General features: G+C 63.0%; 19 protein-coding genes and 1 riboswitch. Of the genes, 13 read left to right on the forward strand and 6 right to left on the reverse strand.

The features are described 5' to 3' along the window. The first annotated feature begins 9 nt into the window (after positions 1 to 9). Entirely contained in the window at positions 10 to 423 is a 414-nt protein-coding gene (locus tag ACLGL5_RS10795; RefSeq protein ID WP_038644445.1) for a tellurite resistance TerB family protein, read from the forward strand. 31 nt (positions 424 to 454) lie between these two features. Here ACLGL5_RS10795 and ACLGL5_RS10800 read toward each other — a convergent pair whose 3' ends face one another. Continuing rightward, the gene (locus tag ACLGL5_RS10800; protein WP_494372951.1) at positions 455 to 1,267 is read right to left on the reverse strand and encodes an ABC transporter substrate-binding protein; all 813 of its coding nucleotides are present in this window, start codon (positions 1,265 to 1,267) and stop codon (positions 455 to 457) included. Positions 1,268 to 1,566: 299 nt separating this feature from the next. Between ACLGL5_RS10800 and ACLGL5_RS10805 the strand changes: the two genes are divergently transcribed. The 3 genes from ACLGL5_RS10805 to ACLGL5_RS10815 all read left to right on the forward strand — a co-directional run bounded on the left by ACLGL5_RS10805 (position 1,567) and on the right by ACLGL5_RS10815 (position 3,796). Continuing rightward, complete coding sequence (locus ACLGL5_RS10805; RefSeq protein ID WP_019863131.1) at positions 1,567 to 2,298, forward strand: helix-turn-helix transcriptional regulator; 732 nt, start codon at positions 1,567 to 1,569, stop codon at positions 2,296 to 2,298. A 98-nt stretch (positions 2,299 to 2,396) separates the two neighbouring features. Further along, on the forward strand, positions 2,397 to 3,035 hold the full coding sequence (locus ACLGL5_RS10810; RefSeq protein ID WP_064984659.1) for an acyl-homoserine-lactone synthase: 639 nt from the start codon (positions 2,397 to 2,399) through the stop codon (positions 3,033 to 3,035). Continuing rightward, positions 3,032 to 3,796: an enoyl-CoA hydratase-related protein gene (locus ACLGL5_RS10815; RefSeq protein WP_019863133.1), complete on the forward strand. Its 765-nt coding sequence runs from the start codon at positions 3,032 to 3,034 to the stop codon at positions 3,794 to 3,796. The genes ACLGL5_RS10810 and ACLGL5_RS10815 overlap by 4 nt, the downstream gene beginning before the upstream one ends. Before the next feature lie 58 nt (positions 3,797 to 3,854). Here the strand turns inward: ACLGL5_RS10815 and ppk2 are convergent, their stop codons facing one another. Beyond that, on the reverse strand, positions 3,855 to 4,763 hold the full coding sequence (gene ppk2 / locus ACLGL5_RS10820) for a polyphosphate kinase 2 (RefSeq protein ID WP_019863134.1): 909 nt from the start codon (positions 4,761 to 4,763) through the stop codon (positions 3,855 to 3,857). 113 nt (positions 4,764 to 4,876) lie between these two features. On the opposite strand from ppk2, the gene ACLGL5_RS10825 reads away from it, so the two are divergent. The 3 genes from ACLGL5_RS10825 to ACLGL5_RS10835 all read left to right on the forward strand — a co-directional run bounded on the left by ACLGL5_RS10825 (position 4,877) and on the right by ACLGL5_RS10835 (position 8,080). Then, positions 4,877 to 6,145: an ATP-binding protein gene (locus ACLGL5_RS10825; protein ID WP_494372903.1), complete on the forward strand. Its 1,269-nt coding sequence runs from the start codon at positions 4,877 to 4,879 to the stop codon at positions 6,143 to 6,145. 105 nt (positions 6,146 to 6,250) lie between these two features. After that, on the forward strand, positions 6,251 to 6,976 hold the full coding sequence (gene phoU, locus ACLGL5_RS10830) for a phosphate signaling complex protein PhoU (protein WP_019863136.1): 726 nt from the start codon (positions 6,251 to 6,253) through the stop codon (positions 6,974 to 6,976). A gap of 96 nt (positions 6,977 to 7,072) precedes the next feature. Further along, positions 7,073 to 8,080, forward strand: a complete 1,008-nt coding sequence (locus tag ACLGL5_RS10835; protein WP_010913391.1) for a magnesium and cobalt transport protein CorA — start codon at positions 7,073 to 7,075, stop codon at positions 8,078 to 8,080. 116 nt (positions 8,081 to 8,196) lie between these two features. Here ACLGL5_RS10835 and ACLGL5_RS10840 read toward each other — a convergent pair whose 3' ends face one another. After that, the gene (locus ACLGL5_RS10840) at positions 8,197 to 8,715 is read right to left on the reverse strand and encodes a GcrA family cell cycle regulator (protein WP_019863137.1); all 519 of its coding nucleotides are present in this window, start codon (positions 8,713 to 8,715) and stop codon (positions 8,197 to 8,199) included. Positions 8,716 to 9,073: 358 nt separating this feature from the next. On the opposite strand from ACLGL5_RS10840, the gene ACLGL5_RS10845 reads away from it, so the two are divergent. The 3 genes from ACLGL5_RS10845 to ACLGL5_RS10855 all read left to right on the forward strand — a co-directional run bounded on the left by ACLGL5_RS10845 (position 9,074) and on the right by ACLGL5_RS10855 (position 12,362). Next, positions 9,074 to 10,273 carry an aspartate aminotransferase family protein gene (locus ACLGL5_RS10845; RefSeq protein WP_069090961.1) on the forward strand — a complete coding sequence of 400 codons (1,200 nt, stop codon included), beginning with the start codon at positions 9,074 to 9,076 and terminating at the stop codon, positions 10,271 to 10,273. Positions 10,274 to 10,289: 16 nt separating this feature from the next. Next, on the forward strand, positions 10,290 to 11,201 hold the full coding sequence (argF, locus tag ACLGL5_RS10850; protein ID WP_064984661.1) for an ornithine carbamoyltransferase: 912 nt from the start codon (positions 10,290 to 10,292) through the stop codon (positions 11,199 to 11,201). A 129-nt stretch (positions 11,202 to 11,330) separates the two neighbouring features. After that, positions 11,331 to 12,362: an Hsp33 family molecular chaperone gene (locus ACLGL5_RS10855; RefSeq protein WP_081296126.1), complete on the forward strand. Its 1,032-nt coding sequence runs from the start codon at positions 11,331 to 11,333 to the stop codon at positions 12,360 to 12,362. A gap of 37 nt (positions 12,363 to 12,399) precedes the next feature. Here the strand turns inward: ACLGL5_RS10855 and apaG are convergent, their stop codons facing one another. Then, a complete protein-coding gene (apaG, locus tag ACLGL5_RS10860; RefSeq protein ID WP_019863142.1) occupies positions 12,400 to 12,792 on the reverse strand; it encodes a Co2+/Mg2+ efflux facilitator ApaG/CorD in 393 nt (130 codons plus the stop codon). Positions 12,793 to 13,071: 279 nt separating this feature from the next. Here apaG and ACLGL5_RS10865 point away from each other — a divergent pair, with 279 nt between their 5' ends. After that, complete coding sequence (locus ACLGL5_RS10865) at positions 13,072 to 14,220, forward strand: ceramide glucosyltransferase (RefSeq protein WP_069093264.1); 1,149 nt, start codon at positions 13,072 to 13,074, stop codon at positions 14,218 to 14,220. Between the two features lie 32 nt (positions 14,221 to 14,252). Here the strand turns inward: ACLGL5_RS10865 and ACLGL5_RS10870 are convergent, their stop codons facing one another. Then, positions 14,253 to 15,443, reverse strand: a complete 1,191-nt coding sequence (locus ACLGL5_RS10870) for an O-succinylhomoserine sulfhydrylase (protein ID WP_019863144.1) — start codon at positions 15,441 to 15,443, stop codon at positions 14,253 to 14,255. A gap of 55 nt (positions 15,444 to 15,498) precedes the next feature. Then, positions 15,499 to 15,576: riboswitch (SAM riboswitch) on the reverse strand. A 138-nt stretch (positions 15,577 to 15,714) separates the two neighbouring features. Here ACLGL5_RS10870 and ACLGL5_RS10875 point away from each other — a divergent pair. Next, positions 15,715 to 16,809, forward strand: coding sequence for a 2'-deoxycytidine 5'-triphosphate deaminase (locus ACLGL5_RS10875; RefSeq protein WP_069090962.1), 1,095 nt, complete (start codon positions 15,715 to 15,717; stop codon positions 16,807 to 16,809). Positions 16,810 to 16,910: 101 nt separating this feature from the next. Continuing rightward, entirely contained in the window at positions 16,911 to 17,684 is a 774-nt protein-coding gene (locus ACLGL5_RS10880; protein ID WP_069090963.1) for an ABC transporter substrate-binding protein, read from the forward strand. A gap of 175 nt (positions 17,685 to 17,859) precedes the next feature. Here ACLGL5_RS10880 and araD1 read toward each other — a convergent pair whose 3' ends face one another. After that, on the reverse strand, positions 17,860 to 18,855 hold the full coding sequence (gene araD1, locus ACLGL5_RS10885) for an AraD1 family protein (protein WP_038652072.1): 996 nt from the start codon (positions 18,853 to 18,855) through the stop codon (positions 17,860 to 17,862). Positions 18,856 to 18,906 lie beyond the last annotated feature (51 nt).

The raw sequence follows: 18,906 nt of genomic DNA on the forward strand, positions 1-18,906 counted from the left end.
GAGTAAAGAATGCCGTCGCCGACCCCGCATGAAGCCCTGATCTACCTGATGGTCATCACCTCGGCCTCCGACCGCGACATGACCGATGTCGAACTGGCCCGGATCGGCGACGTTGTCCGCTCATGGCCGGTGTTCGAGGATTTCAAGCAGGACCGCCTGGTTCCCGTCGCCCAGGCTTGCCAGAAGCTGCTGCATGAAAAGGATGGCCTCGAGGGTGTCCTGGCCCAAATTGCCGAAGCCCTGCCAGAGCGCCTGCGCGACACCGCGTATGCCGCCGCCTTCGAAGTGGCCGCCGTCGATCTCGAAATGCGCATGGAGGAAGTGCGCGTGCTGCAGTTGATCCGCCGCAAGCTCGATCTCGACACGCTGACCGTCGCCGCCATCGGCCGCGCGGCTAAGGCGCGGCTGCGCACGCTGACCTGAGCATCACTAGAAAAAGCTGACCGGGACCGGATCAGAAAAAACTGACCGGAAAATAGCGCAGGTAGAATTCGGCGAAGGTGCCTTTCATCGAGATCTCCTGCAGCGCGTAATCGATCGCGGCGGCCAGCGCCGGATTGTCCGCCCTTGTGGCGATAGCCATGCCCGTGCCCAGATATTCGGGCGCCAGATAGGGACCGCCGGCAAAACGGCAGCACCCGCCTGCATCCGAGCCGCCCAGCCAGAATGCGAAACGCATGCCGTCACCGAAGGCGGCATCGATCTTGCCCGCCTTGAGATCGCCGTAGAGGGCTTCCGGTCCGTCGAAGGAGACGATTTGGATCGTGTTGAAATAGTCGCGCAGCATGCGCTCATGCGCCGAGCCGGCGAGAACGCCGACGCGCTTGCTGCGCAGCTTGTCGAAGACCGGTTCGGCAAACGCCTTGTTCTTCGGCGTGATGAAGCGCGCCGGAAACTGCAGATAGGAGCGCGAGAAGGCGTATGTCTGGCGCGATTGCGGCGTCGCGGCGATGCCGGCGATGATCGCTTCGCCTTCGCCTTTCTCGAGCGCCCCTTCAAGCTCACCCCAGGGCAATGCCTGGATCTGGCATTTGTCGGCAATGCCGAGTTCGGCGCAGATGGCGCGCGCCAGGTCGATATGGAAACCGGACAGCTTTCCCGCGCCATCGAGGAAATTGAAGGGCGGAAAATCCGTGGTCGTCAGGAATCGCAGCCGTGGCAGTGCCGAAAGGTCGGGCTTCGGCAACCGTTCCTTGGCGTCCCACAACACTGGTACCTGCGGTTCGGCCGCGCGCGCCCCAGGAGCCAGTGGCAGGGCGGCGATCAGCAGCGACGCCAGGACCAGGAACCTCCATTGGAACGCCACGATAGAACTCCGCCGCACTCGTGTTCGCACCGGTTTTGGTACGAAAATGGTACAGGCACAATGGTTTTTGATTTCAACGCGCCAATTTCAGGCTATGCTTTAGCACGTTTGCAAACAGCGGTGGCTGCCCTGGTTGGGGAATTAGGGTCGAGAACCACAACCGAGAATGTGCGTGTTGCAATCCGTGGTCGGTGGCGAAATGCAGACAACGCATGGACCATTGATCTCAATGCATGAGGCAACATGGGGTTGATGTTGCGATGGGTCAATTTGATCGTACGCTGGAATACATAGACCAACTGCAACACGCCGGAACGGCGGCGGCGGTTTGCGAGAAATTGCTGGGCATTACATCGGATTTCGGTCTGACCGCGCTGATGGCGGGAACCGTTCCGCAGCCAGGCACGCCGAGCGGGCAGCAGAAGCAACATGTCCTGCTTTGCGACTGGCCCGTCGAATGGCTGGAGCGCTACGTGGCGCGCAACTATGTCGACCACGATCCCGTGGTCAGCCACATGAAGCAGCTGCAGGCGCCGTTCCAGTGGCGCGAAGCCGCCCAGGGCATTAGCTTCGACAAGAGCAGCGATGAGGTGATGGGCGATGCCGGCGCCTTCAAGTTGCGCGACGGGCTGGCCTTCCCGCTGATCACACTCGATGGCCAGATCGTCATGGTGTCGCTGGGTGGCGAGGCCGTGCAGCTGTCGGGTGCCGAGTTCGGCCTTGTGTCGCTGGTCTCGACCTATGCCGTCGGCCGCGCCATGCAAATCCACACCATGGCGACCAGTACCATCGACCATATCGAACTGACCCCGCGCGAGCGCGAATGCCTGCAATGGGCCGCCGTCGGCAAGTCGGAATGGGAGATTTCGCAAATCCTCGGCATCTCCGAACACACGTCGGAGAAACATCTTCTTAACGCCAAAAGCAAACTCGGTGCCGTCAACCGGGTCCAGGCGGTCGCCGAAGCGATAAGGCGCGGCTACATTAGCTAGGTCGGCCGTGCCGACCTGGAATTTCTTGCCTACGTGATCACGCAATTTTCTCGTTGAAGCACGGCCGTATCTTCCTCTTAAACCCAGGAGACGACGGCATGCTTTTTTGTCTTACAACTCAAGAATTGATGGAACGTCCCGACCTTTGGGAGTCCGTCCATCGCCTGCGCTACCAGATATTTGTCGAGGAAATGGGGTGGGAGGACCTGCGGCGCCCGGACGGATTCGAGGTCGACCAGTTCGACCATGACGAGGCGGTGCATCAGATCGTCATCAGAGGCAACGAAGTCGCGGGCTATCAGCGGATGTTGCCGACCACGCGGCCCCATCTGCTGACCGAGGTCTTGACCGACCTTTCCGAAGGAACGCCGCCATCGGGCCCCGACATCTGGGAATTGACCCGCTATGCGGTGGCTCCCGGCTTTCGCGATGGCCGTCGCGGCGTCTCGACCGTTGGTACCGAATTGATCGCCGGCTTCGTCGAGTGGGGGCTGAAGCGCGGTGTCGACAAGGTGATCATCGAGTTCGAGCCGATGTGGGTGCTGCGCGCCTTGCAGCTGCATTTCCTGGCGACGCCGCTGGGCTATCAGCGCACCTACGGCAATCAGCAGGTCGTGGCGACCCTGCTCTCCTTCAATGAGCACACGCTGGACGTTGTGCGTTCGCGCCGCAACCACCACGCTCCCGTCCTGGCCCGGGGATATCCCGACATGTTCGGCCAAAGGAGGGCGTCATGAGGTCGGAGACCGCCATGAACCCGCACCCGCAACCGGAACTGCGCAACCACACGCTGATCGTCACCGTGTCGTCGAATGATGGCCGGCCGGTGCTGGACAGGAGGGCCTATGAAAGCCTTGCCAGGACGTTCCATGAAGCCGCCGACAATGACGAGGTCCGTGTTGTCGTGCTGCGTGGCCTGGCAGGCTGCTTCTGCCTCGGCGGCGACTTTTCAGAATTCCTCGACGCCACCAAGCACCAGAAGCTGATCGCCGCCGTCACCGACATGTTCCGCACGCTGGCGACATTCCCCAAGCCCATCCTCGCTTGCGTCGACGGCGATGCCGTCGGTGTCGGCTGCACCATCCTGTTCCACTGCGACATGGTGATCGCCTCGAATGAAAGCACGTTCAGGGTGCCGTTCGTCGATTTCGGCCTTGTGCCGGATGCGGCGACCAGCATCCTGGCGCCGCAGAAGCTCGGCTATGCCGGCGCCTTCCGCTTCTTCTGCCTCGGCGACACGCTCCACGCCGAGGACGCCAGGGCACTCGGCCTCGTCGCCGAGATCGTGCATGACGGCGTGGAGGAGGCGACACTCGGCCGCGCCAGGCAGCTCGCCAAGAAGCCGGTTGCCGCCCTGCTGCAGACCCGCGGCCTGCTCAAGGGCAATACCGGCGCGCTGTGCGACCGCATCGACCAGGAGATATCGCTGTTCCAGCAGGCGTTGCAGGACGACACCACGCTGCGGCGCCTGCAGCGGATCGCCCGGCTCGCGGCCTGAGCAACGACGTCAAGAACCACGCGCCGCGCTGCCTGGTGGCCGCGCGGCGCGAGAAGGCCTAGCCTTCCTTGCCTAGGAATGACGGCCCTTCGCCGATGATCTTCTTGTCTTCCTTGCCGATGATATCGAGATCACGCCCCTCATAGGGTACCGACAACAGGATGCGCCGCATCACCGCCAGCCGCGCGCGGCGCTTGTCATTGGCCCGCACGATGATCCATGGCGCGAACGCCTTGTGGGTGCGCTCGAACATGGTGTCGCGCGCCTTGGTGTAATCGTCCCATTTGGTGATGCCGGCGACATCGATCGGCGAGAACTTCCAGCTCTTCAGCGGGCTGTAGCGGCGATCGTGAAAACGCTCCAGCTGCGTTTCCCGACCGATGTTCAGCCAGAATTTGAAGAAATGGATGTCGTCGTTGACGATCATCCGTTCGAAATGTGGCGTCTCGTCGAGAAACTTCTCGTGCTGTTCGGGCGTGCAGAAGCCCATCACCGGCTCGACGCCGGCGCGGTTGTACCAGGAGCGGTCGAAGGTGACGAATTCGCCCGACGTCGGGAAATGGTCGACATAACGCTGGTAGTACCATTGTCCCAGCTCGGGCGGGGTCGGCTTGGTCAGCGCCACGTTGCGCGCCGTGCGCGGGTTGAGATACTGGTGCACCACGAAGATCGTGCCGCCCTTGCCGGCGGCGTCGCGGCCCTCGAACAGCGCCATCACCCGCTTGCCGGTCGCCTGCAGCCATGCCTGCGCCTTCACCAGCTCGATCTGCAATTTCTCGAGCGTCTCGTTATAGTCGTCGCTGTTCATCTTCTTGTCGTAGGGGTAGCCGCCCGCGGTCAGCTTGTGGTCCTCGACCCAGTCCGGGAGCTCGGGATTCTCGATGTCGAACTCCCGCTCCTTGCCCCCGATCCTGATCTTCAGCGGACCTGACGTCGGCGTTGCGGGATTTTCCTTGGCCTTTTTCATCGAGACGAACCCTTTCCAGCTTACGGACTCATGCTATTGGGAGCCTCCATGCCGGTCTAGCAGGAAGTTGCCATACGGCCGGACAGCGCCCGAGAGGGCTATAGGACGCGGGGATGGCTGAGCAAAGCGCAGAGCAGGCAAGTGTGGCGCAAGCCATGGCCATCCGGCTGTGGAACAGTCGCTGGCTGCTCGTCGCTGGCGTTATCGGTATCCTAATCGCTTTTGCCTTCGCGGGGATCTCTGCCTACGTGCTGGTGCCGGCCCTGCTTCTGCTGCTGGCTGCCGCGCTGTTGCCGGCCACCGGCCTGCGCCAGTCCGGTGAGAATGCCGCCGCGATCGAGGCGATCGGCCTGCAGCGCCTGTCGGGCGAATATCTGGCGGCCGCCGTCGCCGATCCGCTGATCATCTTCGACCGCTCGGCCACCATCGTCCATGCCAACGCTGCCGCCTTTGCCGCTTTCGGCGGCATCGCACCGGGCCTGTCGCTGCCGCTGAAATTCCGGGCGCCGGAAATGCAGACCCTGCTCGACAGCGTGCTGTCGGGCACGATCGCCTCCGATGTCGTCGACTATACCGAAAAGCTGCCGGTCGAACGGGCCTACCGGGTCAGCGCGTCGTCGGTCGGGCACGGCACCGACCTCTATGTGCTGGTGTTCAAGGACCAGAGCGAAACGCGCAGGATCGACCGCATGCGCGCCGATTTCATCGCCAATGCCAGCCACGAATTGCGCACCCCGCTCGCCTCGATCGCTGGTTTCATCGAAACATTGCGCGGACCGGCCCGCAACGACCCGGCGGCGCGCGAGCAGTTCCTGCAGATCATGCAGAACCAGACCGGCCGCATGGCACGCCTGATCGATGACCTGCTGTCGCTGTCCCGGCTGGAGATGAAGCCCTATCTGAAGCCCGGAACAGAGGTCGACCTGCGCCAGACCGTCGACAGTGTCATCAATTCGCTGGCCCCGCTTGCCCACGAAAACAGCGTCGTCATCGAGCGCGATTTCGCCAAGGGACCCCTCAATGTGCCGGGCGATCGCGACGAGTTGTTCCAGGTTTTCGAGAATCTTCTGGAAAACGCCTGCAAATACGGCCAGTCCGGCGGCCGTGTGGTGGTGTCGATCGCGCACGCTGATGACGGTTCCGAACCCGGCATCGACGTCACCATCCGGGATTTCGGTCCCGGCATTCCCGAGGAGCACATTCCGCGCATCACCGAGCGCTTCTATCGCATCGATGTCGAGACCAGCCGGACCCAGAAAGGCACCGGCCTTGGCCTGTCCATCGTCAAGCACATCCTGACGCGCCACAATGCCAGGCTGACGATCAAATCCGAGGTCGGTAAGGGCGCCGCCTTCTCGGTTCATTTGCCGACGCACGGATAGTGCCCTAGTTTCCCCTGGAACCGTTTCTTTTTTCTGTCATCCGGCTAGCGTATCAGCGGGGATTCGAGGAAACGACTCAAGAACCCGTGGGAAGGCATTTCATCCATGCAGTCCGTGCACATAATGAGCGCCTTTGACGAGGAGCTGAAATATCTGTCGAAGCGCATTGCGGCGATGGGCGGTCATGCCGAGCGCATGGTCGAACAGGCGGTCGCCGCTCTCGTCAATGCCGATCCGGGGCTGGCCCAGAAGGTCATCAACGACGATGCAGTCCTGGATGAGGGGCAGCGCGAGATCGACGACAAGGCGATCATCATCATCGCCAAGCGCCAGCCGATGGCGACGGACCTGCGCGAGATCGTCGGCGCCATCCGCATTTCGGCCGACCTCGAACGGGTCGGCGACCTCGGCAAGAACGTGGCCAAGCGGGTGGTCGCCGTCACCGACGGCCGCCAGCCGACCAGCCTGTTTCGCGGCCTGGAGGCCCTGGCCAATTTGGCGCTGACCCAGCTCAAGGAAGTTCTCGACGTCTACGCATCGCGCTCAGTCGACAAGATCAGCTTCGTGCGCGACCGTGACGATCAGATCGATGCCATGTACACGTCGCTGTTTCGCGAATTGCTGACCTACATGATGGAAGATCCGCGCAACATCACGCCCTGCACGCATCTTCTGTTCTGCGCCAAGAACATCGAGCGCATCGGCGATCATGCCACCAACATCGCCGAGACCATCTATTACATCGTCACCGGCGACCAGATGCCGGCCGAGCGGCCGAAAGGCGACAAGACCGACAAGATCAGCCTTTCGGCGCCGCTTCCGGCGAAATGAACGTTCATCCTCTCGAACGCCAGATCATATTGCGCTAAACTATCCCGGCGTTAAGCTTCTCAGGCCTTTATAAGGGGCCTGCTTCAGGAGGCCGCGATGGAATATGTCCGAGAGTTCAAGCCCGCGGCGCCGACATCAGGCATCATCGCCTCCAGTGTCTACACGGCCGGGCGGCGCATCGCCGACATTCCGATCGAGGAAGCCGGCGAATGGGCCAAGAAATCGGGACATGTCGTCTGGATCGGGCTGCTCGAACCGGATCGCGAGCTTTTGTTGCGTGTCCAGGCGCAGTTCCATCTGCACGAGCTGGCGATCGAGGATGCCGAGCATCCGCACCAGCGGCCGAAGATCGAGCAATATGGCGATGCGCTGTTCATCGTCGCCCGCACCGCGCAATTGATCGAAGGACGGGTGACTTTCGGCGAGACGCATCTGTTCGTCGGCTCGGGCTACATCGTCAGCGTCAGGCACGGCCCGTCGACCTCCTACGCCGCCGTGCGTCAGCACTGGGAAAGCTGTCCGCATTCGCTGGCCAAGGGCGAGGATTTCGTCCTCTACGCCATTCTCGATTTCATCGTCGACAACTACATGCCGGTGCTCGAGCAGATAGAGGACGAGGTCGAGGTGATCGAGGACCGGGTGCTTTTGAAGCCGATGACCGGTCCTGATATCGAGCGACTCTACATGCTGCGCCGCGATCTGCTGCGCCTGCGCAATGCGGCACTTCCGCTGGTGGAGGTCTGCCGCCGCCTGACCAGCGCCGACCTGCCGCAGATCCATTCAGCCATGCACCCGCTGTTTCGCGACGTGACCGACCACATCCGCACCGTCCAGGAAAAGATCGACAGCCTGCGCGAGGTGCTGGCCTTCGCCTTCGAGGCGAGCCTGCTGGTCGGTCAGAGCCAGGAAACCGCGATTTCCAAGAAACTCGCCTCATGGGCGGCCATACTGGCGGTGCCGACGGCATTCGCCGGCATCTATGGCATGAACTTCACCGACATGCCGGAACTGAAGATGGAGTATGGCTACCCGATCGTGCTGGCCACCATCGCGACGATCTGCGCGTTTCTTTACTGGCGGTTTCGCAAGAATGGCTGGCTGTGAGGGTAGGCAGTAGGCAGTAGGCAGTAGGCAGTAGGCTAAGAAGCGCCTCGCGAGCGCCGCCCAAGGCATACAGGCAGTATTGTCCTACTGCCCAATCCCCACTGCCTATTCCCTACCTATCGATTCCGCCGCCGCTCCGCCGCCGGCTGGAACGCCACGCGAGCATGATATTTGCAGTAGGGCCCCGTTTCGGCGGCCTCGTTGCCGCAGAAGTTGAAGTCCTCCGACAGCGGATCGCCGTTCGGCCATTTGCAGGTCCGCTCGGTCAGCTCGACGAGCTGCAGATGCCGTGAGATCGGTACCACGACATTCTCGACCGGGCGGATATAGTGCCGCGCCACCGGCTCGGCGTCGAATTGCGTCTGAAGGGCGGTCGCGCCGATCGATGTCGTGACGTGGCGAGCCGTGCTCGCGGCGCGCGCCACCGATTTCTGAACGGTCGAGCCCTGTGTCGTCTTCTTCTGGCGTGCCGGCGTCGCCGTTGCGCGGCCGCGGCCCGACAGCTTCAGACGGTGCACCTTGCCGATGACGGCATTTCGGCTCACCCCTCCAAGCTGGGCAGCAATCTGGCTTGCGCTCAGACCCTCCGACCACAATTTTCTGAGAAGTTCGACCCGCTCGTCAGTCCAGTTCATGAGACCGCGCTCCTGCTAAGCGTGCGGCAATCAGAATCCTTTCCCGACCCAGCACCACTGCTGGGGCAGACACCACATATACCTGGTGATTAGGTCCGCCGCACGAAATCTAGTTATTTCTCGACTACAATTACCTTATGCGCAAACTCGGTGACAAGAGTCCCAAGTGCAACACGAATCGGTTTTTTCGGTTTTCCCCAACTTGCCCGGTCGCTTGTGAGCCGGCGTCTCGTCAGGGGGCTTGCCGCGTGCCACTACGCGACGTTTTCGTTGACTTCATGGCCGAAAAACACGATAAGCCGCACAAGGCCGCCGCTTTGGCGGCTTTTTTGATTTTCCGGTACCGGAGACGCATATAATGAGCGGTTCGGCGCTTTACGAGACCTTTGCTCGCGCTCCCCTGGCTTTCGACCACGGGGAAGGCACCTGGCTGGTTACCGACAAGGGCGAGCGATATCTCGATTTCGCCGGCGGCATCGCGGTCAATTCGCTCGGCCACAGCCATCCGCATCTGGTCGCGGCGCTGACCGAGCAGGCGGCGAAGCTGTGGCACGTCTCCAATCTCTACGAGATTCCCGGGCAGAGCCGGCTTGGCGAGCGCCTGGCCGATGCCACATTCGCCGACAAGGTGTTCTTCACCAACTCCGGCGCCGAGGCGCTGGAATGCGCGATCAAGACGGCGCGGCGCTACCATTTCGTCAAGGGGCATCCCGAGCGCTTCCGCGTCATCACCTTCGAAGGCGCCTTCCATGGCCGCACGCTGGCGACCATCGCGGCCGGCGGCCAGTACAAATACCTTGAAGGCTTCGGCCCCAAGGTCGAAGGCTTCGACCAGGTCGGCTTCGACGACATCGATGCCGCCGAGAAGGCGATCACGCCGGAAACCGCCGCGATCCTGATCGAACCGGTGCAGGGCGAGGGCGGCATCCGCCCGGTCCCGACGCAGTCCCTGAAGCGGCTGCGGCAGCTTTGCGACCAGCACGGCCGGTTGTTGATCTATGACGAGGTCCAGTGCGGCATTGGCCGCACCGGAAAGCTGTTCGCGCATGAATGGTCAGGTGTTGCGCCCGACATCATGGCGATCGCCAAAGGCATTGGCGGCGGCTTCCCGATGGGCGCTTGCCTTGCAACCGACGAAGCAGCTGTCGGCATGACGGCTGGCGTGCACGGCACCACATTTGGCGGCAATCCGTTGGCCATGGCCGTCGGCAATGCCGTGCTCGACGTGGTGCTCGAAGACGGCTTCCTCGAAGACGTCCAGCGCAAGGCATTGCTGATGAAGCAAGGTCTGGCGGCGATCGCCGACGAGTTTCCCGATGTCATCGAAGACATCCGCGGCACCGGCCTCATGCTTGGCCTCAAATGCGCCATGCCCAACAACAAGGTGAACATGGCACTGCGCGACCAGCATTTGCTGGCGGTTCCGGCCGGCGACAACGTCATTCGCCTGCTGCCGCCGCTCACCGTCACGGACGCCGAGATCCACGAAGCGCTCAACCGCATCCGCGCCGGTGCCAAAGGCCTGGCGGATGCCATCGCCGTGGCCGCCGCGAAGTAATTCCGGAAAATTGCTGATGTCAGTTCGCCATTTCACCGATCTTTCCACCGTTTCCGAGGGCGACCTGCGCGTCATGCTCGACGACGCGGTGGTGCGAAAGGCGCGCCTCAAGGCCGGCGAGCGCACCCGGCCGCTCGAAGGCAAGGTGCTGGCGATGATCTTCGACAAGCCGTCGACGCGCACGCGCGTCTCCTTCGATGTCGGCATGCGCCAGCTCGGCGGCGAGACCATCATGCTGACCGGCACCGAAATGCAGCTTGGCCGCTCCGAGACCATCGCCGACACCGCCAAGGTGTTGTCGCGCTATGTCGACGCGATCATGATCCGCACCACCTCGCATGAGCGGCTGCTGGAGCTGACCGAGAACGCCACGGTTCCGGTGATCAACGGGCTGACGGATGACACCCATCCGTGCCAGCTGATGGCCGACATCATGACCTTCGAGGAGCATCGCGGTCCGGTGGCCGGCAAGACCATCGCCTGGACCGGCGACGGCAACAATGTGCTGCATTCGCTGCTCGAAGCCTCGGCGCGGTTCCGCTTCAACCTCAACGTCGCCGTGCCGGAAGGCAGCGAGCCGGCGCAGAAGCATATCGACTGGTCCAAGGCCCATGGCGGGAAGCTCCACTTCACCCGCTCGCCCGAGGAAGCCGTCGAGCAGGCCGACTGTGTCGTCACCGATTGCTGGGTGTCGATGGGCCAGGAGCATCGCGCCCGCGGCCATAACGTGTTCTCGCCCTACCAGGTCAATGCCAAGCTGATGGCGCATGCCAAGCCGGATGCGCTGTTCATGCACTGTCTGCCGGCGCATCGCGGTGAGGAAGTGACCGACGAGGTTATCGACGGACCCCATTCGGTGGTCTTCGACGAGGCCGAGAACCGGCTCCACGCCCAGAAGGCGGTGCTTGCCTGGTGTCTTGGGGCTTGAAGTGTCTTGGGGCTTGAGGTGGCTTGGAGTTTGAAAGGTCCGGGCGCTTGATCTGCGGGGGCGCGATGCCTATCTGCGCCGCATCACGCAAATCAAGCGCGTTTGGACGCATGCACCCCAGGGGGCGGCATGGCCGCGCCCTGGAGCTTTGTCATGTTGGAAACGCATCAAGTGACTGAACATCACCCCAAACTCGGCGAGTTCGGCTATGCCGGCGACGATCATGTCGTGCCCTTTGAGGTCGGCCCGCTCGACGTGCGCGGCCGTACCGTGCAGCTCGGGCCGATGCTCGACGCCATTCTCAGCCGCCACGATTATCCCGAGCCGGTCGCCCGCCTGCTGGCGGAAGCCTGTGTACTGACGGTGCTGCTCGGCACCTCGCTCAAATTCGAGGGCAAGTTCATCCTGCAGACCCGCACCGATGGGCCGGTCGACATGCTGGTGGCGGATTTCACCACGCCGTCGGCGCTGCGCGCCTATGCGCGCTTCGATGCCGATAGGCTCGAGGCGCTGGTCGCCGCAGGCGAAACGTCCCAGCAGACGCTGCTCGGCGGCGGCGTGCTGGCACTGACCATCGACCAGGGCGCCCATACGCAGCGCTATCAGGGCATCGTCCAGCTCGATGGCGAAACCCTGGAAGACGCGGCGCGCACCTATTTCCGCCAGTCGGAGCAGATCCCGACGGATATCAGGCTCTCGGTCGCCAAGCTGTTGACGCCAGGCGTCGGCGGGGCGCGCGAGCAGTGGCGCGCCGGCGGCATCCTGGCGCAGTTCCTGCCGCAATCGCCCGAGCGCATGCGCGTTCCGGACCTGCACGGCGGCGACGGCGATCCACGCGAGGAGATCCATGATCCCACGGACAATTCCTGGCAGGAATTGCTGGCGCTGCTCGGCACGATCGAGCCGACCGAGTTGATCGACCCGACGATCGGTGCCGAACGGCTGCTTTATCGCCTGTTCCACGAGCATGGCGTACGCGTCTTCGGCGGCGTTCCCGTGGCCGACCAGTGCTCATGCTCGCGCGACAAGATCCGCGGCATCCTCGAGGGCTTCTCCGCGCAGGAGATCGAGGACAGCACCGAGGATGGCGGCATCCACGTCGCCTGCGAATTCTGCTCGACACAGTACGACTTCGATCCGGCGGAATTTGCCGCACAGTAAAGCCATTCCTTCTCCCCGTGGAACGGGGAGAAGGACGCTAATTCACCGTCCGCCGCGTCCCCGGCAGATCCAGCGAGAACGCCGGGATGGCGATGTCGAAGGTCTCGCCGCGCTTGTTGCGCATCGTATAGTGCCCGACCATGATGCCTGAGGGCGTCGAGAGCGGGCAGCCGGACGTGTATTGATAGCTGTCGCCGGGATTGAGTTCGGGCTGGTCGCCGACGACGCCCGGGCCGCGCACTTCCTCGACTCGGCCGGCACCGTCGGTGATGTGCCAATAGCGCGACAGAAGCTGCACGAATTCGTCCGACTGGTTGTCGATCGTTATCTGATAGCCCCAGACATAGCGGTTCTCGGAAGGATCGGAGCGGTCCTCGAGATAGAACGGCCTGACCTGCACTTCGATTTTGCGCGTGACGGCGCGGTACATAAGCGGCTCCAAAACAATCTAGAGCATGATCCCGAAAAGTGGGAACCGGTTTTCGGAAAAGATCATGCTCAAACCAACAGAACCTTTCGGCGCTCCCGGCGAGCAGGTCAACGTGCGCGTCTTGTCGCGCCTCGTCTTGAAACGCAGGTGCCGGCAAAGAATGTCATTTAAGTGACACATGACAATGGTGGTGTGCACGAACCGGGCGACTCGGCGCTCTGTCGAACTGTTGAAAACGGCCACGATGCGGGCCGTCTCTTCTGGAGTGACCAGATCTCGATGGAACTCGCTCTCATAGCCGCCTCGCTTTCGACTGCTCTTATCCTTTCAAACACTGCAAGTATCCTTCTCGCCGCCTCACAGCTGAGACGGCGCACGACGATCGCACCGCCGGCCGGCAAACCGCCGGTATCGATTGTCATACCCTCGCGCGGCGTCGAGCCGTTCACGCAGGAGACGCTGGAGCGCGCCTTCTCGCTAGACTGGCCCCGCTACGAGCTGATCTTCTGCGTCGCTCATGGAGACGACCCAGTGGTCAGGCTGATCCGTGCCGCCATTGGCCGCTTTCCAAAAGTGCCGGCCCGGCTGTTGATCGGCGACGACCGCGTCAGCGCCAATCCCAAGCTCAACAATTGCGTCAAGGGCTGGGAAGCCGCGCGGCACAATTGGGTTGTCCTGGCCGACTCCAACGTGCTGATGCCGAGAGACTACGTCCAGCATCTGATGGCGGCGTGGCGGCCGGACACCGGCCTTGTCTGCTCGACACCGATCGGTTCGCGGCCGGAGGGCTTCTGGGCCGAGGTCGAATGCGCCTTCCTCAACACGCTGCAGGCGCGCTGGCAATATGCCGGCGAGGCGCTCGGCCTTGGCTTTGCCCAGGGCAAGAGCATGTTGTGGAACAAGCCGATGCTGGATGCCAATGGCGGCATCCGCGCGCTGGCCGCCGCAATCGCCGAAGACGCCGCCGCGACCAAGCTGGTCAGTGGGCTTGGCCTGCGCGTCAATCTCGTCGCGGCACCCTTCGAGCAGCCGCTTGGCCGACGCACGCTTGGCACGATCTGGTCGCGCCAGGCCCGCTGGGCGCGCTTGCGCCGCGTCACCTTCCCACGGTTCTTCGCGCCGGAAATCCTGACCGGCGCGGTGGTGCCGCTGGCGCTTGCGCTGGTTGCGGCGGCAAGCGCCGGCTTCAGCCTGCCGCTGACGGCCATCGCCGTGCTGGCGGCCTTTTATCTCCCGGAATGCGCCCTGGCCTGGTCCAAGGGCTGGCACCTTTCGCCGCGCACGGTCGCGGCGATGATTGCGCGGGACTTGCTGCTTCCAACCATGTGGGGGCGCGGCTGGCTCGGCGGCGCCGTCGACTGGCGCGGCAATGCGATGACCATCGGCACCAAGGCGGCCGAACTGGAAGAGGCGTCGTCGCGCGCCTGATCGCGGCGCGGACGACCTACCTCGACGACCCTCTATTTAGCGGCCTTGAGAGCCTGCGCGATGTCTTCCAGAAGGTCATCGGTATCCTCCAGGCCGACCGACAGCCTGAGCGTTCCTGGCCCGATGCCGAGTTCGGCGCGCGCCTCGTCGCTCAAGTTCTTGTGCGTGGTCGTCGCCGGATGGGTGATCAGGCTCTTGGCGTCGCCGAGATTGTTGGAGATCAGCACGATGTCGAGCGCGTTCTGCAGGGCGAAGGCCGCCTGCTTGCCGCCCTTGACGTCGAGGCAGATCAGCGTCGAGCCGCCCGACATCTGCTTCTTGACGATCGCGGCCTGCGGATGGTCGGCGCGGCCGGGATAGATGACGCGGGCGATCTGCGGCTGCTCGGCGAGGAAATCTGCGATCTTGCCGGCGCTCTCCGTCTGCTGGCGCACGCGCAGCGGCAGCGTCTCCAGGCCCTTCAGCAGCGTCCAGGCGTTGAAGGGCGACAGGCTGGGGCCGGTGTGGCGGAAATAATCATGCAAATTCTCGTCGATCCACTTCTTGTCCGACAGGATCACGCCGCCGAGACAGCGGCCCTGGCCGTCGATGTGCTTGGTTGCCGAATAGACGACGATATGCGCGCCGAGCTGCAACGGCTTCTGCTGCAGTGGCGTGGCAAAGACATTGTCGACGACAAGCCGCGCGCCGATCGAGTTGGCGAGCGCAGCCACAGCGGCGATGTCGACCACTTCCAGCGTCGGGTTGGTCGGGCTTTCCAGGAAGAACAGCTTGGTGTTGGGCCTGACCGCCTTTTCCCAGTTGGCGATATCGGTGCCGTCGACCAGCGTCGCCTCGATGCCGTAGCGCGGTGCCAGCGTCTCGACCACCCAGCGGCAGGAGCCGAACAGCGCGCGCGCCGCCACGATATGGTCCCCGGCCTTGACGCTGCACAGAAGCGCCGCTGTCACGGCCGCCATGCCCGATGCCGTGGCGCGTGCGTCTTCCGCGCCTTCCAGCGCGCACATGCGCTTTTCGAACATGTCGACGGTCGGATTGGCGTAGCGCGAATAGATGAAACCGGGTTCCTCGCCCTTAAAACGGGCTTCGGCGGCTTGCGCCGTTTGATAGACATAGCCCTGGGTCAGGTACATTGCCTCGGAGGTCTCGCCGAAGCCGGAACGCAGGGTTCCGCTATGCACGAGGGCTGTCTGAGGCTTCCAGTTGCGCTTCTTGTTGCTCATCGCTTTGTTCCAGACACAAAAAAACCGGCCGCGAAAGTCGCAACCGGTCCATACGGCCTCGCGGCCAACGGTCCTTTAGCGACTTGTTTAACGTGGCTGCAAGCCGACCGGCCAAATCACCACGGGATAACGACCCTTTAGACCCGTACCACGCTTGCGTCAATTGCCGGCTTCATTAAGAGGTTTGTACCAGGCAGGTTCCGCAAGAATGTTCCATGTTTTCCGGCGAGAACCTGTTGGCAGGAAATTCGTCTGGCCTAGGAGCGGAGCCTTGCGGCAGACAGGCATTCTTCCCGATCAGGACATCTCGGCGCTGTTCCAGTCCGGCGCGCTGAAGTCGCCGCGCGCGCTCGACGCCGACCAGATCCAGCCGGCGAGCCTTGATCTGCGGCTCGGCGACAAGGCCTGGCGGGTGCGGGCCTCGTTCCTGCCGGGTCCCAATCACAGGGTTTCGGAAAAGCTCGACCGGCTGCAACTGCACGAAATCAATCTTGCCGAGGGCGCGGTGCTGGAGACCGGCTGCGTCTATATCGTGCCCTTGCTTGAAAGCCTGGCATTGCCGGCGGACATTTCGGCCTCGGCCAATCCGAAGAGTTCGACCGGGCGGCTCGACATTTTCACCCGTGTCATGACCGACCGTGGCCACGAGTTCGACAAGATCGCCGCCGGCTACAACGGTCCGCTCTATCTGGAAGTCAGCCCGCGCACCTTTCCGATCGTCGTGCGCACCGGTTCGCGCCTGTCGCAAATCCGCTTCCGCACCGGCAACGCGCTGCTCTCGGAGACCGAATTGCATGAATTGCACCGCGCGCAGATGCTGGTCGCCACCGAGCCGCCGAATATTTCGGGCGGTGGCATCGCGCTGTCGATCGATCTCATGGGCAACAGTGAAGGGCTGGTCGGCTATCGCGGCAAGCATCACACCGGCCTCGTCGATGTCGACAAGCGCGCCGCCCAGGATGTCGTCGATTTCTGGGAACCGATCCACAAGAGCGGCGCCGGCGAACTGGTGCTCGATCCAGACGAATTCTACATCCTCGTCAGCCAGGAGGCGGTGCATGTGCCGCCGCTCTACGCCGCCGAGATGACGCCCTTCGACCCGCTGGTCGGCGAATTTCGCGTCCATTATGCCGGCTTCTTCGATCCGGGCTTCGGCCATTCGGCGGCCGGTGGCACCGGCAGCCGGGCCGTGCTTGAAGTGCGCAGCCACGAGGTGCCGTTCATCCTCGACCATGGCCAGATCGTCGGCCGGCTGGTCTACGAGCACATGCTGAAGCGGCCGCAGGCCCTCTACGGCACCGCTCTCGGCTCCAACTACCAGGCACAGGGCCTGAAGCTCTCCAAGCATTTCCGCGCTGCGCGCTGAACCCCGGTGTTGCCGCCAGGCAAGATACTTGCCTGCGCCGGTACATCATGCTTGGCTGGCTTGTCGGCCGTCGAGATGGCGGCGCTCAAGGGGACAAGAAAATGCAGATCTCGAAATGGATACTGTCGGCCGCAGGCGCCGCCCTGTTGGCGATGGCCGCCGGCTCTCTGTCGGCGCAAGCTGCCGAGAAATTGAAGATCGGCACCGAGGGCGCCTATCCGCCGTTCAACACCATCACCTCGGACGGCAAGGTTGTCGGTTTCGACATCGACATCGCCAATGCGCTGTGTGCTCAGATGAAGGTCGAGTGCGAGATCGTCACCCAGGACTGGGACGGCATCATCCCCGCCCTGCAGGCCAAGAAGTTCGACGCCATCATCGCCTCGATGAGCATCACCGAAGAGCGCAAGAAGCAGGTCGCCTTCACCAACAAATACTACACCACCCCGCTCGCGCTGGTGGCGCCGAAGGACAGCGATCTGACGTCGGCCGACCCGGCGGCCCTGGCCGGCAAGACGGTCGGCGCCCAGGCTTCGACCACGCAGGCCGACTATGCCCAGAACACCTATGGCAAGGCAGGTGCCGAGGCAAAGCTCTACCCAACCCAGGAAGAAGCGATCACCGACCTGACCAACGGCCGGCTTGATGCCGTGATCTCGGACAAGTTCGTGCTGGTGGACTGGCTGAAGAAGGCAAGCGACGGCTGCTGCAAGCTGGTCGGCGACGTCAAGGGCACGGAAACGCAAGCCGGCATCGCCGTGCGCCTGGACGACACCGCCTTGCGCGACAAGCTCAACACGGCCATCGACGCGATCGTCGCCGACGGCACCTACAAGAAGATCCAGGCCAAGTATTTCGACTTCGATATCTATTGAGGCTGAAGCTGCCTCTTCCTTCTCCCCTTGTGGGAGAAGGTGGCCTCGCGAAGCGAGGTCGGATGAGGGGTGTTCCAGGGAACGCCAACGCCTCACTCCGCTGGAACACCCCTCATTCGTCTCGGCGCTGCGCGCTGATCCACCTTCTCCCACAGGGGAGAAGGGGAAGCTGGCGCTACAGCGCCTTCACCGCCACCCTCACCGGCTTTTCGATCTCAAGCGGGTTGCGCAGCGGCAGGCCGAAATCACCGGCTTCGATCTCGAACACATCGCCGGCCTCGGTCTTGACGCCGTCGGCGAAGGACAGTGTCGCGGTGCCGAACATATGCACGTGCACGTCACCCGGCTGGCGGAACGCCGAATATTTGAAGTGATGGTGTTCGAGATTGGCGATGGTGTGCGACATGTTCGCCTCGCCCGACAGGAACGGCTTTTCCCAAAGCGTCTTACCATCGCGCACGATGCGCGAGGTGCCGCGGATGTCGGAAGGCAGGTCGCCGATCAGGATCTCAGGTCCGAACGAGGCATTGCGCAGCTTGGAATGGGCGAGAAAGAGATAGTTTACCCGCTCAGTCACGTGGTCGGAAAATTCGTTCGACAGCGTGAAGCCGACGCGGAAGGGCGCGCCGTCATCGCCGATGACATAGATGCCGGCGATTTCGGGTTCCTCGCCGGCGTCCTTGGCGAAGGCCGGCGACAGGAGTGCGGCTCCCGGCGCCACGGCCATCGTGCCGTTGCCCTTGTAGAACCATTCCGGCTGCACGCCGACCTGGCCCTTGGCGGGCTTGCCGCCCTCCAGACCCATGCGGAACATCTTCATGGAATCGGTGAGCTGCTCCTCGCCATCGGCGCTGCTGAGCTTCTTGTGCATGGAATCGCGCGTCGCCGCCGAGCCGAGATGCGTCAGGCCGGTGCCGGTGAGATGCAGATGCGCCGGATCGGGGTGATTGATCGGCGACAACAGCCGCCCTTTCTTGTAGGCGGCATCGAGATCGACCGTCTCGCCGAGCCCCTTGCGCTCGATCAGGGTGGCTAGGCCGACGCCGGTGCGGGCTGCCTCCATCGCCAGCGAATAGACGCTGCGGGCGCCGTTGATGATCCGGGTCTTGCCGCCATTGCGGGCAACGACGCGGATGGTCTCGGCGTCATCGAGAATCTGCGAGATCAGCATGATCAATCCTCTCTCATGTGCCTTGGCATGGCTGCCGCTGCGGCAAACCTT

It is taken from the genome of Mesorhizobium sp. U510, from assembly GCF_059180695.1.

Bases quoted from the DNA above. Each gene is read 5' to 3' on its own strand.
- ACLGL5_RS10795 (WP_038644445.1), top strand. From the start codon at position 10: ATGCCGTCGCCGACCCCGCATGAAGCCCTGATCTACCTGATGGTCATC.
- ACLGL5_RS10805 (WP_019863131.1), top strand. From the start codon at position 1,567: ATGGGTCAATTTGATCGTACGCTGGAATACATAGACCAACTGCAACAC.
- ACLGL5_RS10810 (WP_064984659.1), top strand. From the start codon at position 2,397: ATGCTTTTTTGTCTTACAACTCAAGAATTGATGGAACGTCCCGACCTT.
- ACLGL5_RS10815 (WP_019863133.1), top strand. From the start codon at position 3,032: ATGAGGTCGGAGACCGCCATGAACCCGCACCCGCAACCGGAACTGCGC.
- ppk2 (WP_019863134.1), bottom strand. From the start codon at position 4,763: ATGAAAAAGGCCAAGGAAAATCCCGCAACGCCGACGTCAGGTCCGCTG.
- ACLGL5_RS10825 (WP_494372903.1), top strand. From the start codon at position 4,877: ATGGCTGAGCAAAGCGCAGAGCAGGCAAGTGTGGCGCAAGCCATGGCC.
- phoU (WP_019863136.1), top strand. From the start codon at position 6,251: ATGCAGTCCGTGCACATAATGAGCGCCTTTGACGAGGAGCTGAAATAT.
- ACLGL5_RS10835 (WP_010913391.1), top strand. From the start codon at position 7,073: ATGGAATATGTCCGAGAGTTCAAGCCCGCGGCGCCGACATCAGGCATC.
- ACLGL5_RS10840 (WP_019863137.1), bottom strand. From the start codon at position 8,715: ATGAACTGGACTGACGAGCGGGTCGAACTTCTCAGAAAATTGTGGTCG.
- ACLGL5_RS10845 (WP_069090961.1), top strand. From the start codon at position 9,074: ATGAGCGGTTCGGCGCTTTACGAGACCTTTGCTCGCGCTCCCCTGGCT.
- argF (WP_064984661.1), top strand. From the start codon at position 10,290: ATGTCAGTTCGCCATTTCACCGATCTTTCCACCGTTTCCGAGGGCGAC.
- ACLGL5_RS10855 (WP_081296126.1), top strand. From the start codon at position 11,331: ATGGCCGCGCCCTGGAGCTTTGTCATGTTGGAAACGCATCAAGTGACT.
- apaG (WP_019863142.1), bottom strand. From the start codon at position 12,792: ATGTACCGCGCCGTCACGCGCAAAATCGAAGTGCAGGTCAGGCCGTTC.
- ACLGL5_RS10865 (WP_069093264.1), top strand. From the start codon at position 13,072: ATGGAACTCGCTCTCATAGCCGCCTCGCTTTCGACTGCTCTTATCCTT.
- ACLGL5_RS10870 (WP_019863144.1), bottom strand. From the start codon at position 15,443: ATGAGCAACAAGAAGCGCAACTGGAAGCCTCAGACAGCCCTCGTGCAT.
- ACLGL5_RS10880 (WP_069090963.1), top strand. From the start codon at position 16,911: ATGCAGATCTCGAAATGGATACTGTCGGCCGCAGGCGCCGCCCTGTTG.
- araD1 (WP_038652072.1), bottom strand. From the start codon at position 18,855: ATGCTGATCTCGCAGATTCTCGATGACGCCGAGACCATCCGCGTCGTT.